This window comes from Flaviaestuariibacter flavus (genome assembly GCF_004337505.1).
In the GTDB taxonomy this organism is placed as follows: domain Bacteria; phylum Bacteroidota; class Bacteroidia; order Chitinophagales; family Chitinophagaceae; genus Flavisolibacter; species Flavisolibacter flavus.
In genome coordinates, this window is sequence record NZ_SJZI01000002.1 from 251,844 (window position 1) to 269,238 (window position 17,395).

13 protein-coding genes are annotated in these 17,395 nt (G+C 55.5%); 5 read left to right on the forward strand and 8 right to left on the reverse strand.

Going from position 1 to position 17,395, the window contains the following annotated elements; all coding sequences use genetic code 11:
- The first annotated feature begins 81 nt into the window (after positions 1–81).
- Both EPD60_RS01760 and EPD60_RS01765 read left to right on the forward strand, forming a co-directional pair.
- The gene (locus EPD60_RS01760; protein WP_131446226.1) at positions 82–2,835 is read left to right on the forward strand and encodes a TonB-dependent receptor; all 2,754 of its coding nucleotides are present in this window, start codon (positions 82–84) and stop codon (positions 2,833–2,835) included.
- Between the two features lie 70 nt (positions 2,836–2,905).
- Entirely contained in the window at positions 2,906–3,643 is a 738-nt protein-coding gene (locus EPD60_RS01765; protein WP_131446228.1) for a GLPGLI family protein, read from the forward strand.
- 170 nt (positions 3,644–3,813) lie between these two features.
- On the opposite strand, the gene EPD60_RS01770 is transcribed toward EPD60_RS01765, so the two are convergent.
- The 4 genes from EPD60_RS01770 to EPD60_RS01785 form a co-directional block, all read right to left on the reverse strand.
- Positions 3,814–5,670, reverse strand: a complete 1,857-nt coding sequence (locus EPD60_RS01770) for a glycoside hydrolase family 13 protein (protein WP_131446230.1) — start codon at positions 5,668–5,670, stop codon at positions 3,814–3,816.
- A 1-nt stretch (position 5,671) separates the two neighbouring features.
- Positions 5,672–7,066 (reverse strand): MFS transporter, encoded by a 1,395-nt coding sequence (locus tag EPD60_RS01775; protein WP_131446232.1) that lies wholly within the window; start codon positions 7,064–7,066, stop codon positions 5,672–5,674.
- 170 nt (positions 7,067–7,236) lie between these two features.
- The gene (locus EPD60_RS01780) at positions 7,237–8,508 is read right to left on the reverse strand and encodes a glucose-1-phosphate adenylyltransferase (protein WP_131446234.1); all 1,272 of its coding nucleotides are present in this window, start codon (positions 8,506–8,508) and stop codon (positions 7,237–7,239) included.
- A gap of 78 nt (positions 8,509–8,586) precedes the next feature.
- Positions 8,587–10,008: a glycogen synthase gene (locus tag EPD60_RS01785; protein ID WP_131446236.1), complete on the reverse strand. Its 1,422-nt coding sequence runs from the start codon at positions 10,006–10,008 to the stop codon at positions 8,587–8,589.
- A gap of 179 nt (positions 10,009–10,187) precedes the next feature.
- Between EPD60_RS01785 and EPD60_RS01790 the strand changes: the two genes are divergently transcribed.
- Positions 10,188–11,927 (forward strand): MFS transporter, encoded by a 1,740-nt coding sequence (locus EPD60_RS01790; protein ID WP_131446238.1) that lies wholly within the window; start codon positions 10,188–10,190, stop codon positions 11,925–11,927.
- A 9-nt stretch (positions 11,928–11,936) separates the two neighbouring features.
- Positions 11,937–12,914, forward strand: a complete 978-nt coding sequence (locus EPD60_RS01795; RefSeq protein WP_131446240.1) for an ROK family protein — start codon at positions 11,937–11,939, stop codon at positions 12,912–12,914.
- Between the two features lie 124 nt (positions 12,915–13,038).
- Here the strand turns inward: EPD60_RS01795 and lipA are convergent, their stop codons facing one another.
- Both lipA and EPD60_RS01805 read right to left on the reverse strand, forming a co-directional pair.
- Complete coding sequence (gene lipA, locus EPD60_RS01800) at positions 13,039–13,962, reverse strand: lipoyl synthase (RefSeq protein WP_131446242.1); 924 nt, start codon at positions 13,960–13,962, stop codon at positions 13,039–13,041.
- A gap of 240 nt (positions 13,963–14,202) precedes the next feature.
- The gene (locus tag EPD60_RS01805) at positions 14,203–15,003 is read right to left on the reverse strand and encodes a hypothetical protein (RefSeq protein ID WP_131446244.1); all 801 of its coding nucleotides are present in this window, start codon (positions 15,001–15,003) and stop codon (positions 14,203–14,205) included.
- Between the two features lie 60 nt (positions 15,004–15,063).
- Between EPD60_RS01805 and EPD60_RS01810 the strand changes: the two genes are divergently transcribed.
- Positions 15,064–15,477 carry an OsmC family protein gene (locus tag EPD60_RS01810; RefSeq protein WP_131446246.1) on the forward strand — a complete coding sequence of 138 codons (414 nt, stop codon included), beginning with the start codon at positions 15,064–15,066 and terminating at the stop codon, positions 15,475–15,477.
- 38 nt (positions 15,478–15,515) lie between these two features.
- Here the strand turns inward: EPD60_RS01810 and EPD60_RS01815 are convergent, their stop codons facing one another.
- Together EPD60_RS01815 and EPD60_RS01820 are read right to left on the reverse strand one after the other, a co-directional pair.
- Entirely contained in the window at positions 15,516–16,817 is a 1,302-nt protein-coding gene (locus EPD60_RS01815; RefSeq protein WP_131446248.1) for a DUF2851 family protein, read from the reverse strand.
- A gap of 18 nt (positions 16,818–16,835) precedes the next feature.
- Complete coding sequence (locus tag EPD60_RS01820; RefSeq protein WP_131446250.1) at positions 16,836–17,393, reverse strand: Maf family protein; 558 nt, start codon at positions 17,391–17,393, stop codon at positions 16,836–16,838.
- Positions 17,394–17,395: the final 2 nt, after the last annotated feature.

Sequence of the window (17,395 nt, forward strand, 5' to 3'; positions counted from 1 at the left end):
AACATAGGGCCGTTCTGGTAAAGTTACCTTCAACCCACCAAAACAAACCAGGCCCAAACCACACTGTTGAAAACTTCTTGCATGAGAAAAACCTTGCTATTCGCCCTCCTGCTTTTGCTGGCAGGCGGCGGCCTCCGGGCACAGTTTCGTGTTACCGGATCCCTTTCAGACACGGTTGGTCATAAAGCACCGGAGCTCGCATCTATTGTTGTGCTTCAGAAGAAAGACAGTTCCCTGGTAACGTTTACACGCAGCGACGTCGAGGGCCACTTCCGCACGGCGCCCATCGCACCCGGCCACTACGTGGTACTCATCACCTACCCGAAGTTTGCCGACCTCGCTGACGCTATCACGGTAACCGACAAGGACGTAGACCTGGGCCGCCTGGCACTGACGCCGAAAAGCGTGCTGCTTAACGAAGTGATCGTGCGGGCCAATGCAGCGATCCGCATCAAGGGCGATACCACGGAGTTTGCAGCCGACTCGTTCAAGACCCGCGAAGGTGCCACCGTGGAGGAACTGCTGAAGCGTCTCCCGGGATTTTCGGTGAATGCCAAGGGTGAAATCACCACACAGGGCAAGCGGGTAGACAAAGTCCTGGTAGATGGGGAAGAGTTTTTCGGCGACGACCCGACGATGGCGACGCAAAACCTGTCGGCCAAGATCGTGGACAAAGTGCAGGTATACGATACCAAGACCGAGCAGCAGAACCTCACCAGCATCGGTGGCGGCAACGAGGGAAAGACACTCAACATCAAGCTGAAGGAAGACAAAAAGAAGGGCGGATTCGGGAAGCTGGAAGCAGGCACCGACTTCACCAACTTTCTTGAGGCGAAAGGGCTTTACAACAAGTTTGTCGGGAAGAAAAAGCTGTCGGCCTATGCCACACGCAGCAATGTCAATACAGGCTCGCTCAGCTGGAACGACAAGCAGAAGCTCGGTATGGAGAATGATATGGAGTACGATGAGATCTCGGGTTACTACTATAGCTTCGGTGGCGGCGATGATGGCTTCAACGACTGGAATACACGCGGCCTCCCCGATTCTTACACCGGTGGTGGTCTTTTCTCCAACAAATGGAACAACGATCGCCATAATGTGAACCTGTCGTATCGTTTTAACCAGCTTACGGCGGTAAATAACAATTTGCTGATCCAGCAAAATATTGACTCCGGCAGCCGGACCTTTAGAAATATTGCCGAAGAAACCTATGTCCGCAACCGCCAGCATGCCGGCAATGGTAAATATGAGTTCAAGCCCGATTCGCTGACCACGATCACCTATAAGATCAACGGGCTGTACAAGAACACAGAGCAGTGGGCCGGTACCAGCAGCAACTTTCTCCGCAACATCGGCGACACCGCTAATATTTCAGAGCAGACGCGCAACCAGCACAGTACGCGGCAGCAGGTAGACCAGCAACTGGTGTGGAAGCAGTTGTTCCGGAAGAAAAACCGGATGCTGATCACCACGGCCCGCTATGGGATGACGGACGATGACCAGGAGCGGACGAACCGCTCGGACCTGGAGTATTTTACCAACAACATCGTCGATTCGGCGAGAACCATCGATCAGATGCGCAAGGTGGATGGCAAGTCGCGCACATTCGGCATCAAGTCCACATTCAATGAGCCGCTGAGCGATAAACTGAACCTGGTTTTTGAATACGGATACAACCAGAACAACTCGGAATCCTTCCGGAATACGTTCAATAAGGACATCAGCGGAAAATACGAATCGCTTGACCGGAATTACAGCAGCAACTTCGATCTCCGCGTGCGGGCGCACAACGGCTCTACCGTGCTTCGCTACATGTATAAGAAGCTTCGCTTTGCCCTTGGTACGGGAGTCTCCGGCGTTCAGCTGAAGCTGAATGACCTCTTTACCGGAAATGAAAACACCTACAACTTCTTTAACGTTACGCCGCAGGTGCAGTTTGGTTACATGCCAAAGGCGCAGATGAATTTCAACTTCAGCTACCGGGGCAACACCCGGCAACCAACGATTGACCAACTGCAGCCGATCCGTGATAACAATGACCCGCTTAAAGTTTTTACGGGCAACCCGGATCTGAAGGTTGGCTTCGTACACAGCTTTAACGCGGGCTTTAATCAATACAAGGCACTGAAGGGCAGCTGGATCGGAATGAACGTAGGCATGAACCTTACCCAGAATGCCATCGCCATGCAGAATTTTATCGACAAGGCCGGCAAGCAAACTTATCAGCCGGTGAACGTGAACGGCAACCGTGACTTCTGGTTCTGGAGTTCCTGGAGTGTGGGCAATGGCGACAGGAAGTGGAGCAAAGGCCTCCAACTGAACGGTAACGGCGGACGCAATAATAACTTCCTCAACGGCCGCGCGAACCGGAACGACTACACAACCTTTAAATTCGGCCCTTCGCTGGGATATAGCTGGGATCAGCACTACAATGTCTATTTCAATCCCGAGGTCGGATACAATACTTCGCGCTCTGCGCTGAATCCGCAAAGCAAGACCAACTATTTCACCTTTGGCGGGCAGATGAACGGCTCGGTCAACATCACGAAAAAGCTCGAGTTCGGCGCCGATGCCGTCATCGAGGTGCGCCAGAAAGTTGCCGGATTTGCGGGGACGCCCGATAACTATATGGTTAATGCCCGACTGTCCTATAAGGTGCTCAAGAACAATGCTGGTAAAATATCGCTGACGGTAAACGACCTGCTTGATCAAAACATCGGCTTTAACCGCAATATCAACTCGAACCAGATCCTGGAGGAACGCTACAGCCGCATCGCCCGCTACTTCATGCTGCGCTTCGAATGGTCGTTCAGCAAAATGCCGGGAGCGAATTAACCCCGGATTCCAATTCGTGAACTGTTGAAGGTGCCCGAAGACGGCCCTCCGCGACCAAAAACTGAAAACAATGAAAAAAGCCTTTTTCCTTTTACTGATACTCGGTGCCGCATTGGGCGCCGGCGCCCAGGCCCGTTTTTTGGGCCAGGTGAAAATCGAATACGAGCGCACCGTGAATGTGCCGGCCTATTACAAAGATCTCGACGGCGAATGGTATGAACGCATCAAGGAACGCCTGCCGAAGCAGGTGACCACTTACCACGAATTTATCGGCGACAGCACCCGCTCCCTCTATCATCCCGGTAAAGAAGCCGTGCTCGATCCCCGGAGCTGGTACCGCCCCGTAGCCGACAAGAACGTGATCTATACCGATTTCCGCGCGGCCCGCACGGTGGCCCAAAAGCCGGTTTACGAAGAGACCTTCCTGATCGAAGACAGTCTGTCAAAGATCAAATGGCGGCTTACGGCCGACACCCGCGTGATCGCCGGCTATGAGTGCCGCAAGGCGATCGGTATCCTCGATGACAGTGTCGCGATCTTCGCTTTTTACACCGATGAAATCCTCATTCCCGGCGGGCCGGAAGGTATACAGGGACTTCCGGGGATGATCCTGGGAATGGGCGTCCCCCGCCTGCATACCACCTGGTTTGCCACCAAAGTAGATGTGTTCGACATCCCGATGAGCACGGTAAAGCCTGCAACGAAGGGCAAGAAAACCAGCCGCGCAGCCATGATGAAGCAGGTAGGTGAAGTGCTCCGCGACTGGGGCAGCTTTGGAAGTAAGATGGTGGTCAACTTTACGATATAGGCTCGCTGAAACCGCGGATAACGCGGAACGACGATTATCAGAAACGCCCCGCTTTGTGGGGCGTTTCTGTTCTTCTTTGCTACGATCTTCACCCGGGCTGTGGGAATCCTGTAGTTCATAAAAAAAGCCGCGGACCTTTCGGCCCGCGGCTAGAATAATTTCGTGGCAAATTACTGGAGTTCGAGTATCCAGATCGATTTACCGGGCACCTTCCATTTGTCGGTCAGCGACATGGTTGTACTTCCCATGATGTTTTTGGCGTGGGAGAATCCTTTTACGCGCTCGGTGAAATACTGCGGGTCCACGGTGCGTTCATCCGGGCTCGTATTCATCACCATCATTACCGTGCTCTTGCTGTCGTAGCGGAAATAGGTGTACACCCAGTCTTTCGGAAGGTATTGCATCAGTTTGCCGGTCTTCAGCGCAGTCGATCCCTTGCGGTAGCTGGCGATGGTTTTTACCCAGTCGTGCACCTCCCCTTCGCGCCCGGTGCGGCCGGCGGCGGTAAACTTGTTTTGCTTGTCTTCCTTCCAGCCGCCAGGGAAGTCGCCGCGAACGAGGCCATCCGGGTTCGATACGCCTTTCAGCAGTACCTCGGTGCCGTAGTAGAGTTGCGGAATACCACGGGTCGTCAGCAGCCAGCCGATGCCGACCTTGAGCTTGTCCACGTCTTCGTTTACCGTGCTCAGGAAGCGCGTCATATCGTGGTTGTCGAGGAAAACAACATTATTGGTCGCATCCTGGTAAAGGAAGTCGTTGGCGAGCGTCGAATAAAGGCGGTTGACGCCCTCGGTCCAGCCGAAATTTTGCGTGAGCGCCGGGTCAATGCCGTAAAACTTGGCCTGGAAGTCGGTGGCGCCGGTGAGATTGCTCTTTACTGGGATGTTGCTGATATTGTTTTTTACAAAATAGGCCTGGTTGGCCACGCCGTGCACCCAGGTTTCTCCAAAGATTGTGATCCTGGGGTACTCCGCGTAAAGGGCGGCATTCCAGCGGTTCATGAAGTTCAGGTCATTGTAGATATACGTATCCACGCGCCAGCCATCCACGCCGAATTCCTCCACGCTCCAGATGGCATGCTGGGTGAGGAAGTTGGCCACGTAGGGATTATCCTCGTTCATGTCGGGCATCTGCTGTGTAAACCAGCCTTTCTCCATGATCCGCTTTTCCTTGGGGGCCGCATACGGGTCCATGAGGGTCTGGTCTTTATAGCTGGTTTGCTGAAAGGAAGGCCACTGGTGCAGCCAGTCTTTCATCGGCATATCCTGCACAAAGAAGTTCCAGAGGCCGCTGTGGTTGGGCACCGCATCCTGGATCAGTTTCATGCCACGCTTGTGGAGGGCATCGCTGAGGCGCTTGTACGCGAGGTTGCCGCCATAGCGCTCATCCACCTGGTAGTGATTGGTGATCGCGTAACCATGCTCGGTGCGGTTGGGCATATCGTTCTCCAACACCGGTGTCAGCCAAACCGTTGTTGCGCCCAGGTCCTGGATATAATCGAGGTGATTGATAACGCCTTCGATGTCGCCTCCGTGGCGGTGGTACATCGAGTCGCGGTTCAGGCTCTGGTCGCGGTAACGGCCAATGCGGTCATTGCTGTAATCGCCGTTGGCAAAACGATCGGGCATTAGGAAATAGATGAAATCCTCGGAGCGGACGCCTTGCGCAAAGGCCGTTCCGTTTCCGGCGCGGCGCGCTTTCAGCTCGTAATCGAACGATCCCTGATCGCCGCCTTTTTTCCAGTTGATCTTAACTACGCCCGGCTTCGCTCCTGCTTTTACCACAAGGTCGATAAAGGCATAGTTCTTATTTTCAGCGGGCGTCACTTTCTGCACCTGCACACGCGGGTCGGATATCGAGTAGGTATAGTTTCCCGCGCCCGGCGCATGGATCATCAACTGCAGTTTCGGGTTTTTCATTCCTACCCACCAGTTGGTGGGGTAAACTCCCTGCGGTTGGAGCGGCTGTGCAAAGGAAACGCTGCTGATCAGCAGCAGCGTTACACCTAATAAAAAGTGCTTGTTCATATTAAACAGATCGTTGTTCTAAAATTTCCATTTCCGCTATTTCCGGATCGTCCGCGGGCGCCACTTTCTTTTCGTTGATCATAAAGTAGCAGATCAGCGCGGCGAGAATCATGAGTCCGCCGCCGAGCTGTACGGCCAGCAGCATGTTGTTGTTCAGCACATTGTTCATAAGCCACTTAAAGCCAAGCGAAGCCATGATCTCCGGAAGCACGATAAAAAAGTTGAAGATGCCCATGTAGATGCCGATCTTTTTGGGAGGCAGCACGCCGCCCAGCATGGCATAGGGCATCGACAGAATGCTCGCCCAGGCAATGCCCACACCGGTCATGCAGCCGAAGAGAACATACTTGTTGCTCACAAACGCAATGCTGATCAGCCCTGCGGCACCGGCCAGCAGGCATAGCGCATGGGTGGTTTTACGCCCCAGACGGTCGGCGATCGACGGGAGGATAAAGGCAAAAAGAAAGGTCACTACATTATAAAAGGCAAGCGTCAGTCCCGCAAAGTCTTTTCCTTCCCCGAAGGCAGGGTCGGTTTCCGACTTGGCTCCAAACACATGGAAGGCCACGGCAAGTGAATAATAAAACCACATCAGAAAGAGGCCGGGCCAGGTAAAAAACTGCACGAGCGACACGGCACGCATGCGCGACGGCATGTTGCGAACCGCATCGATGATCTCGCCCAATCCGCCGCCAAATCCCTTATTGCTCTCCTGCACCTTGTCTTTGAAGCCGATCTCTGACGGGGGGTATTCTTTCGTAGTAAAGACAGTCCAGAGTACCGCAGCGAGAAAGAAAAAGGCGCCGATATAAAATGAGAATTTGACGTTATCCGCGATGACGCCTACCTCCGCCACGTTCGCCATGTGAAACCAGTTGCTGAAGATCCAGGGCAGCGAAGACGCCACGGACCCACCAAGGCCGATCATCAGGCTTTGCATCACGAAGCCGCGGTTCAGTTGGCTGTCGGGAAGCTTGTCGGCCACAAAGGCACGAAAGGGTTCCATCGCCACGTTTCCGAACACGTCCATTACCCAAAGCAAGCCGGCGGCCATCCAGAGGGCGCTGCTGTGCGGCATCAGGATAAGCGCAATTGAGCTCAGGAGCGCACCGATCAGGAAGTACGGACGCCGGCGTCCCCACCTGGGATGCCAGGTGCGATCGCTCAGGTAGCCGATAATCGGCTGTACCAGCAGGCCGGTAAGGGGCGCGGCCAGGAAAAGGAAGGGGATATCATCCGCGTTCGCGCCGAGCACTTTATAGATGGGCCCCATATTCGCACGCTGCAGGTCCCAACCGAATTGAATGCCGAAAAATCCGACACTCATGTTGATGATCTGGGAAAGCGAAAGTTTCGGCTTATTCGAACCGGTAGCAAGCGGTGTGTTGGCAGACATAGCAATCTTTCTTGATGAGCGAAAGTTAGTAAGTAATCGGTAAGTATTGTGTTTTGCAGACACATTTCTGAATGCGCACGCGGAAAACGCAGAAACCGCTGAATTATTTTACGAAAAAAGTCCCGCGATGCGGGACTTTCGAACGATAAGGTTTCGTGCTTTCCGCGGGCCTAAGCACCCAGGGTGAATCCATTGGGAAGCACCGCCCCTTTCTTGATCACAACGATGCCGTCCTTGATCGTATACAACGGATTGTCACCATCCTCGAGGTGCGTACCCCCGATGATCTTTACGTCGTCGCCGATGCGGCAGTCTTTATCGATGATCGCATTCTGGATCGTACAGCGGTTGCCGATACCCAGCACGGGCAAGCCGTGCTGCTGATCGTGGGCGATGTCTTCGAGTGTTTCGAAATAGTCGTTACCCATCAGGTATGCACCGATGATATTGGTGTCATCGCCGATGCGCGAACGGATGCCGACGATCGAGTTCTCGATATGGGCCGCATTGATGATCGAGCCTTCGGCGATCAGGGTTTTATCGAGGCGGGTGCCGCTGATTTTGGCCGGCGGCAGCATGCGGGCACGGGTGTAGATGGCTTTGCTGTTGTCGAATAGATTAAAGGAAGGGATATCGTCGGTAAGTGCCAGGTTGGCCTCGTAAAAGGCGCGGATGTTCCCGATATCTTCCCAGTAGCCTTCGTACTGGAAGGAAGCTACCTTGTACTTGTTGATGGCATCGGGAATGATGTGTTTACCGAAATCGGCCGACTCGGCATGCTCATTTTCCAGCAGGTCGAACAGGAGGTTGCGGTTGAAAATGTAGATGCCCATGGAGGCGAGGTAGTTGCGGCCTTTGCTGCGCATCTCGTCGCCCGTTTCGCTGACCCAGTTTTCGAGGCCGCTCTTCGGTTTTTCGGTAAAAGAGCTGATGATCCCTTCTTCCGTTTTCAGAATACCGAACTCGGAAGCTTCACGCTCGGTAACGGGGATAGTAGCAATGGTGATATCGGCGCCGCGCTGCTTGTGTTCGTCGAGCATCCGTACGAAGTCGAGCTGGTACAGCTGGTCGCCGGAAAGGATCAGCACATATTCGGCCGGGAAGGGCCGGAGGTGGCGCAGGCCCTGGCGCACCGCGTCGGCCGTGCCCTGGAACCAGGTAAAGTTGTCGGGCGTCTGCTCGGCGGCGAGAATGTCCACAAAGGCGCTGCTGAAGGCGCTGAAATGATATGTGTTTTTAATATGGCGGTTGAGGGAGGCCGAGTTGTACATCGTCAGTACGAACATCCGGCTGATGCCCGAATTGAGGCAGTTGGAGATCGGGATATCCACCAGGCGGTATTTACCGGCGATGGGTACGGCCGGTTTGGAGCGGGTTGCGGTCAGCGGGTAGAGCCGCGTGCCGGCGCCACCACCCAGGATCACGGAGAGCATTTCTTTCATAGCCTGTCAGTTATACTGTTGTTTCAATTTCAGAATCAATTTACAATAAAAGCATTGTGCCACACCGTGGCGGCAACCTCAGGCACGAACGGAGCGATACAGGTCAATATAGGCCCGGGCCGAGCTGTGCCACGAAAAGTCAAGACGCATCATATAGCTCTGCATCCATTGCATGAGCTCCTGCTGGTCGTAATAAAGGGCGAGGGCACGGCCTACCGAATACACCACGTCGCCGGTATCGGCATTGTCGAAACGAATGCCGTAGCCCTGCCAGTCGCCCATGTCCCGCACGGTGTCGCGCAACCCACCGGTGCTGCGCACGATAGGCACGGTGCCATAGCGAAGGGCGTACAACTGGTTGAGGCCGCAAGGCTCCACCCGGCTGGGCATCAGCAGAAAGTCGGCGCCGCCATACATGAGGTGGCTGAGCGCCTCGTTGTAGCCGATATAGGTATTCACGTATCCGTTAAACTGGTGCTCCAGGGTTTCCAGCGCCCGCTCCACCGCCGGATCACCCGAGCCCAGCACCAGGAAAGAAGCATTGCCATGGTGCTGGTAAATGCACTGACGGATCGCCTCCGGCAGAATGTCGGCAGCCTTCTCTCCCACCAGGCGGCCGATGAAAACAAAAAGTGGCTTGTCTTTGTCAATTCCGAAGCGCGCGCAGATCTCTTTTTTGTTGCCGCGCTTACCCGCCCGGACGTCGGCATCCGTATAATTACGGACCAGCATCGGGTCGTTTTCCGGATTCCACACTTCTGTATCGATACCATTCAGGATACCGGTGCATTTGCCCTGTTCATAATTCATGAGGTCTTCGAGGCCGTTTGCCGACACGCGCAATTCCTGCATATAGCTTGGGCTCACCGTGGTCACGCGCCAGGCGCAACGGACGGCTGAAGCCAGCGGGTTGATGGTATCCTTCCAGTCGAGCAGCCCCCATTTCCAGCTGTCATATGCCGGCAGCAGGTTGGCACGGTCCCAGCCGATCCAGCCCTGGTACTGGGCATTATGGATTGTGAAGATGCTCGGTACGCCGGCAAGACGCTGGAAGGCGAAGCAATGCTGGATCATAAACGGGATGAGCCCCGTTTGGTGGTCGTGGCAATGGATGATATCCGGCTGGTGCTCCCACTTGCTCATCCAGTCGCACACCGCGATCTGAAAAGCGAGGAAGCGTTCGGTGTCGTCATCGTAGCCATAGATCTTCTCCCGGTCCAGCAGGCCGTTGATGTCAACGAGGTACAGGTCGAAACCGAGCTTGTTGGTAGTTTCTTTAATAATCGCGTAGTTGAAATACTGGCCGCCGATAAACTGGCCGCCTTCGTGCACGAGTTCCCATTCGTTGGTCATGAGAAATTTCGTACGGTACATCGGCATCACCACTTTGGCGATATGGCCAAGTCCTGCCTGGTACTTAGGCAGCGCACCTACAACATCTCCCAATCCCCCCGCCTTGGCCACAGGGTAGCATTCCGCCGAAACGTGAATTATTTCCATACAATTGCTTACGCGGTCAAATTAAGGCCTTTACAGGTATGGGCAACTTACCGCCCTCGCAATTGACCAAAAAATTCAATTTATCAACATCGGCGGCCGGCACGCACGCTGATTCCGCCAAAGTGCTTATTTTCAGCGCTTAGACAAACTTCAACGAACCCATACCGCAAAACCACATTATGGCCACAGCAACCACAACCACGCAAACAAACGTGCAGGGATCGGCAAGTACCAACTACGGCGCGCTGAGCACCCTAGTCACCGTTTTCTTTTTCTGGGGCTTTATCGCTGCCGGAAACTCGGTTTTCATCCCTTTCTGCAAGCACTATTTCAAGCTCGACCAGTTCCAGAGCCAGCTGGTCGATTTTGCCTTTTACCTCGCTTATTACGTCGGCGCTTTGCTGCTGTTTATTTTCGGCACCCTTCAGGGCCGCGACCAGGTAGGACAATGGGGCTATAAGAAAAGCATCGTTTACGGCCTACTGTTTTCTGCGCTCGGTGCTGTGGCAATGATCCTGGCGGTCCGCGGCAACACGTTCGCAGGGATGTTGGTGGGACTGTTCATCGTGGCGCTAGGCTTCTCGCTGCAACAGACAGCGGCGCAGCCCTTTGCGATATCCCTCGGTGATCCCGCCACCGGTACGAGCCGGGTAAACCTTGGTGGAGGCATCAATTCGTTCGGCACCACAATTGGACCGATTGTGGTCGCCTATGCCCTTTTCGGCACCACCGCGGCCATTACAGACGAAAAGATAGCGAGCCTCGGGCTGGACAAGGTGATCGTTTTGTACTCGTTCGTAGGTGCTTTGTTCATCGGAGCGGCAGCGCTGTTCTTTTTCTCGAAAAAAGTTCCCTCCGGCGTTTCACTGGAACGCACCGAAGGCGCGAGCAAGGCACTCACTACGCTGCTCGTGATGACCGGGCTGCTCATCGCACTGTTCATCCCGGTATTCAACAGTTATAAGAGCGGCTTCGAAATCACGGATGCGCATGAGCTAGAAACCTACCGTATGAAATGGCTTTTCGGGGCGCTTGCGGTAGTGGTGCTGAGCCTGTTGGCAGCCCTTACCAGTGCCCGTCGAAACGCCCGGGGCTGGGGAGCAATGCAATACCCGCAGCTTGTGCTCGGCATGTTGGCCATATTTGTTTATGTTGGCGTGGAAGTAGCGATAGGAAGCAACCTGGGAGAGCTCCTGAAACAGCCGCAGTTCGGCGGTTACCAATCGTCGCAGGTAGCTCCCTTCGTTTCAATGTACTGGGGTAGCCTGATGATCGGGCGTTGGGCCGGCGCCATTTCGGCTTTTAATGTGAAAGGAAACACCAAGCGGCTCCTGCTGCTGGTAGTACCGCTTGTGGCCTTTGGTGTGGTGGTTGGCGCCAACGCGATCGCTCAGTACGACATGAGCCCGCTTTATTACTATGTGGTCTGTGTGCTGATCCAGATTGCGGCCTTTTATATCAGCAAAGACAAGCCTGCACGAACCCTCCTAATTTTTGCACTGCTTGGCATCACGGCGATGATTGTGGGAATTATGAGCACCGGAATGGTTGCGATCTACGCTTTCCTGAGCGGTGGTCTTTTCTGCTCGATCATGTGGCCTGCCATTTTCACACTGGCTATTGCCGGCCTTGGTAAATATACCTCGCAGGGGTCCGCCTTCCTGATCATGATGATCCTGGGTGGTGGCATCATCCCGCCGATCCAGGGTAAACTTGCCGACTTCATGCAGGCCGGTAAGGCCGAACTTGGCTACGGTATCCACCAGTCCTACTGGATTCCGGTGGCCTGTTTCACCTACCTCGCGTTCTTCGCCTTTGCCGTGCGCGGCATCCTCCGCCGCCAGGGCATCGACTACGAGAACAATATGAATGATAAAACCGTTGAGCTGGTGCCCGAGGCATCGGTAAACGTTCAATAATCGATTTACATACAAACCATGGATCTATCACACGAACTGGCCATCGGTATCGATATCGGTGGTACCAATACAAAGTGGGGCATTGTCAATCACCGCGGCGAGATCGTGGAAAAGGGCGAGATACCCACCGACGGTCACCCCACCATTGACCGGTTTATCGAGGCACTTCACGCCACGCTGCAACCCTATATGCAACGCATGGGCGCCGACTCGGTTTTCCGGGGCATCGGCGTAGGCGCACCGAACGGCAATTACTACAAGGGCACCATCGAGTATGCGCCCAACCTGCACTGGAAGGGCATCATCCCCGTGACGCAGCTGATGACCGAGCGCTTCGGACTCCCCTGCTCGCTTACCAACGACGCCAACGCGGCGGCCGTGGGCGAGATGATGTACGGCGCTGCGCGGGGCATGAAAGACTTTATCATGATAACCCTGGGTACCGGCGTCGGCAGCGGCATCGTCGCCAACGGCCAGCTCATACTTGGCCACGACGGCTTTGCCGGCGAGCTCGGTCATACCTGCATCCGCCCCGGCGGCCGCCTGCACTGGGCTACCGGCCTGCGCGGCTCGCTGGAAACCTACTGCTCGGCAACAGGGATTGTACTTACGGCAAAAGAATTGCTCGAAAATTCGAAGGAAGACAGTACCCTGCGCGGCATCAGCGGGGAGGAGCTCAACTCGAAAAAGATCTATGAGTGTGCCGTTGCCGGCGATCCGATTGCCCGGGAAGTGTACCGATATACCGGTCAGATCCTTGGCGAAGCGCTTGCCAACTTCATTATGTTCTCTTCCCCGGAAGCAATCATCCTGTTCGGCGGCGTCATCAAGGCCGGCGACCTGCTGATGGAGCCCACCCGCGAGCATATGGAAGCCAACCTCCTTCCTATTTTCCAGAACAAAGTGAAGCTCGTTTTCAGTGAGCTCAAGGAAGCCGATGCCGCTATCCTCGGCGCTTCGGCACTGGTATGGGAAATAAAGGATTAATGCGGTAATACGGTAATGTGATAATGCGATAATCCTGCTATAGATAAAGAAAAAGCCATCCCAACGGAATGGCTTTTTCTTTATCTATTCAGCACACTAGCAAACCGGCACACTAGCACATTCCTCACAGCGTTGCATTCGTTTTAGAAAGGAGCCACTCCTTGCGGCCGAGGCCGGCAAACACGTGGCGTTCGCTATGGTAGGAGGAACGAACCAGCGGCCCGCTTTCCACGTAATCGAGACCCATTTCGTAGCCCGCCTCGCGGTATTCGGCAAACTCGTCGGGGTGCACAAAGCGCTGCACCGGCAGGTGCTTCTTGGTAGGCTGCAGGTACTGGCCGATGGTCACCACGTCGCAACCATTGTCTTTCAGGTTTTGCAGGGTCTGGAACACTTCCTCTTTGGTTTCACCGAGACCCAGCATGATACCGCTCTTGGTACGCATGCCGCCTTCCTTCAGTGTTTTGATCACTTCCATCGAGCGCCAGTATTTGGCCTGGATGCGCACCTGGCGGGTGAGCCGCTCCACGGTTTCGATATTGTGGGAAACCACTTCGGGTGCCGCTTCAATAACGCGCTGGATGTCCTCTTTTTTGCCTTTGAAATCACCGATGAGCGTTTCGAGCGTCGTGTCGGGATTGAGTGTCTTCACGGCACGGATGGTATTGTACCAGATGGCGGCGCCGCCGTCTTTGAGCTCATCGCGGTCTACAGAGGTGATCACCGCGTGTTTCACCTTCATCAGGTGGATGGCTTCGGCTACGCGCTGGGGCTCGTCCCAATCTACAGGCTCCGGCCGGCCGGTGGCTACGGCGCAGAAGCCGCAGCTGCGGGTGCAGATATTGCCCAGGATCATGAAGGTGGCCGTGCCGGCGCCCCAGCATTCTCCCATGTTGGGGCAGTTGCCGCTTTCGCAAATCGTATGCAGCTTGTGGGTATCCACGAGGCCACGCACGTGCTTATAGGTCTCCCCGATCGGCAGCTTTACACGCAGCCAGTCGGGCTTGTTTCTTTTAACAGGTTGATCCGCTACAGAGTTACACGACATATACTTCTATTAAGGTCCACAGAACGGAGGAGGAGCAAAGTTAGGGAAAAGCCCCCGCCCTGCCCCAGGCCCCTCTTCCCCGAAGGGGGCGCCCCCCTCCGAACCTCCCCAGAGGGAAGGGTAATAAAAAGCCCCGGATCGTTCATCGGTCCGGGGCTTTCTTTTGAGTATTGCTTTAGTAAAGTTGTTCGGCAGATCAGGAGCTCTGGCCTAAATGTCCCGTTTGGGAAAAAGGGGGCTTTACTTACGGCCCCCAAAAACAAAGGCGAGGTGTCCCTGGTAAAACACCTGCTCCTGCTTGACAAAAGCCATCTGGGGAATCTTGTCGCCGTAGCCTTCAATGCTGAAGCCGATCTGGAGCGCCTGGAGTTTGTCGTTGTATTTGTTGAAATCGAAGCGGAGACCCAGCTTCAGGAAGGCGCCCGGCTTGACCTTGATCTCGTCCCAGCCCTTGCCGATACCCGAGGAGCCCAGGATGGCGCCGCCGGGCTGCACACCCAGAAACAGGAGGCTGTCGGCACTTTCGTATTTCACTGCTCGGCGGTCGTTGCCGTCGGCAATATCGAGGTAGTAAGGGCGTAAAAGGCCAAGAGAGAGGCCTGCCTCGGCAAGCCCGATCACAGCGATCCCGTTTTTGTTACCCTTCTGCCCGAAAATGTATTGGCGACCATAACCAAGCTTCACCGCGTAGAAGTTGTTGATCTTTCCGTAGATGAACGAATTATTGAAAGAGCCGTTGATATTGCCGCTCTTCTCCTCTTTCGGATGCTTGATCTCGGTAAGTTCGATGCTGTATACATCGCTCCAGCGTGGGGTTTTCATGCGGCCCAGCTCGAAAAATAAGCCATAGCCGTTGGTCCGCAGCTGGAGGCCGAAGGCCGTTTGCTTGCGGTAGGCAATCACGCCTTCCTCTTCCGATTTGATGGCCGCTGCTATCTTCTGTCGCTTTTCCTCTTTGCGCGAATTCTTGCCGGACTTCTCCTGCCCGAATCCCTGCAGTGAAAGCAGGGAAAGGCAAAACACGGGGATGAGTTTTTTCACTATGTTCGAAAGGTTGTTCACGTAAATTTAGGCACAAATACAATACACAAACTGAATCCCATGACTTCCACCGTAACCTATAACGGCGAACTGCGCACCACCTGCACCCATCTACGCTCCGGGTCCGACATCGAGACCGATGCGCCGGTGGATAATAACGGTAAGGGAGAGCGTTTTTCGCCCACCGACCTGATGGCCACATCACTGGCTACGTGCATGGTTACCGTAATGGGTATCAAAGCCCGCTCCATGGGCTTCGACCTCGAAGGCATCCGTGTCGACGTGGAAAAAGTAATGAAAGCCGATCCCCGCCGGGTAAGCGGGATCCACCTCGCCTACCATATTCCTGAACAGCTCAAAAACCTCGATCCCCGGTCGCGCGATATCCTCAAGCAAACTGCGCACACCTGCCCCGTTGCGCAAAGCATTCACCCCGATATCGAAGTACAGGTAAACTGGGGCGACTGGTCCTGAGCAGGCGCCTGTTCCGGAACAATGCGGTGACTTGCCGTTTATTTTGATGAAGGCTCGCCGGGACGCGCCGTTGCACTCAGATCGCGTTTCAGCAAGGCGTTCCCCGCGGCGCATTCGAGGCAGCGCCGCTGCGCGCAGTAACTTTTTTCCAGGTACAGCAGCGCCTGGGCATCACCGGCATTGTCGGCACCTACGCCCAGCTTCGCAAACCGGCCGAGGATGCTGTTGGTTTCGGCAGGAAGCTGCTGCAACCATCCGAGGGCCCGTTCCTTGAAACGAAGATCCCCCCGCAATTGGCCCCAGGCAAAAAGCACCGGCACCAGCGTGTTGACCGCGATGCTTTCCGCCATGGATTGTCCCAAATGCTTTGGCGCAAATCCTGATTCCTCGTCGAAGCGGTAGTGGTAGTGCCAGTAATCATTGGCCGTTATGTCGAAAGCGGTAAGCAACGCTTCGAGGCTTTCTGTTTCCAGCAGCCGTTCCAACAAGTGCTCCTGCCGGTGCAGCAGCATCGCGAGCTGGGCCAGGCGGACCGTAGGGAAAGCGGGCGGCCGCATCCGTAGGAAATGCAGCGCACGGTGCACCGGTTTCAGCGGATGCAGCTGGCGCAGGTAGCGGTATTCGCGTTGCAGCAGTTTGGGGTAGTCTTCGCTGAAATGTCTCTGGAGCTGGTTGGCCTGGCCCAGCAACAGGGCCTCCAGCTGGTGGATGGAGCCGCGGTGGCGCAGCAGGAGCGGCACCGGGAGGCTGCGGGCCACCTCTTCAAAGGCATCCGCGTTGACCCGCATGCCGAAGTTGCGGGCAAGCAGCCACCAGAAAACCGTTTCCCAGCTTTGGCCGCAGCCCTCCAGCAGCGCCGCCACCCGGCGGGTCTTTTCCATCAGCCGCTCCGCCAGCAGGCGATCCTTCCAGCCGGTCCAGATAAGAGAAGGCACCGCGGCAAGCTCCCGCTCACAGGGAATAAAGCCCGCATTCTGCATCAGCCCCTCATACCGTTCCAGCAACATCGCCGGGATATGCGGCTGCAGCTCCACGAGCGGGAGCTGGCTGTTTACGGCCGGCCGGTCGTGCACATACACGGCATGGAGGATCACGTTGCGGTAGTTGGGATCAGCGCTGTGGCGGTGGCGGTCCCAGTCGGAGGTGCGCAGGTGCAGCTCCACAGAACCGGCCAGCAAGGTGTTGCCGACCCGCAATCGTGCTTCCAGGAAATCGGGGCCTTCATTGGTGTTGAGCTGGCCGCGGTGCAGCAGTTGCACGGTCTCCCCTTCCGGTGTGCGCAGCGCGCCCTGGTGAAAGTAGCCGTGCTGCCAGATGAATTGCAGCAGTTTTTCGGTCATATTTACGGGTGTTGGTTCTCAGAAATCTCTGAGCGCCTGCACCACGCGGCTGACCGGAAGTCCCATGACGTTGTAAAAATCACCCTGCACAGCTTTGATACCCACCACCCCGATCCATTCCTGGATGGCATAGGCGCCTGCTTTGTCGTAGGGGCGGTACTTATCTACATAGAAAGTAAGCTGCTCCTCGCTCAGCGGGTGAAACTGCACTTCGGTCACGTCGTGAAAAATCACTTCACGGTCACCGCGGCGGATCGCCACACCCGTGATCACGCGGTGCGCGTTGCCACTCAGCTTCCGGAGCGTGGCAACGGCATCGTCGCGGTCGGCGGGCTTACCGATGATTTCGGCACCCAGCACCACGATGGTGTCGGCAGCGATGATGGTGCGGCCGGGCTCGGCCCGCGCCACCACCGCCGCTTTTTCGCGGGCGATGTGCTCGGCCACCGCTTCGGGCGTAAGGCCCTCGGGGTAGCTCTCATCGGTGTTGGCGATCCGGATGTCGAAATCGATCTCTGCCCATTCGAGCAGCTGTTTGCGCCGGGGCGACTGCGATGCGAGGATATAAGATGCCATAG

What these genes read in the sequence shown, in the direction of transcription:
- EPD60_RS01760 (WP_131446226.1), top strand. Translation starts at nt 82, where the DNA reads ATGAGAAAAACCTTGCTATTCGCCCTCCTGCTTTTGCTGGCAGGCGGC.
- EPD60_RS01765 (WP_131446228.1), top strand. Translation starts at nt 2,906, where the DNA reads ATGAAAAAAGCCTTTTTCCTTTTACTGATACTCGGTGCCGCATTGGGC.
- EPD60_RS01770 (WP_131446230.1), bottom strand. Translation starts at nt 5,670, where the DNA reads ATGAACAAGCACTTTTTATTAGGTGTAACGCTGCTGCTGATCAGCAGC.
- EPD60_RS01775 (WP_131446232.1), bottom strand. Translation starts at nt 7,066, where the DNA reads ATGTCTGCCAACACACCGCTTGCTACCGGTTCGAATAAGCCGAAACTT.
- EPD60_RS01780 (WP_131446234.1), bottom strand. Translation starts at nt 8,508, where the DNA reads ATGAAAGAAATGCTCTCCGTGATCCTGGGTGGTGGCGCCGGCACGCGG.
- EPD60_RS01785 (WP_131446236.1), bottom strand. Translation starts at nt 10,008, where the DNA reads ATGGAAATAATTCACGTTTCGGCGGAATGCTACCCTGTGGCCAAGGCG.
- EPD60_RS01790 (WP_131446238.1), top strand. Translation starts at nt 10,188, where the DNA reads ATGGCCACAGCAACCACAACCACGCAAACAAACGTGCAGGGATCGGCA.
- lipA (WP_131446242.1), bottom strand. Translation starts at nt 13,962, where the DNA reads ATGTCGTGTAACTCTGTAGCGGATCAACCTGTTAAAAGAAACAAGCCC.
- EPD60_RS01810 (WP_131446246.1), top strand. Translation starts at nt 15,064, where the DNA reads ATGACTTCCACCGTAACCTATAACGGCGAACTGCGCACCACCTGCACC.
- EPD60_RS01815 (WP_131446248.1), bottom strand. Translation starts at nt 16,817, where the DNA reads ATGACCGAAAAACTGCTGCAATTCATCTGGCAGCACGGCTACTTTCAC.
- EPD60_RS01820 (WP_131446250.1), bottom strand. Translation starts at nt 17,393, where the DNA reads ATGGCATCTTATATCCTCGCATCGCAGTCGCCCCGGCGCAAACAGCTG.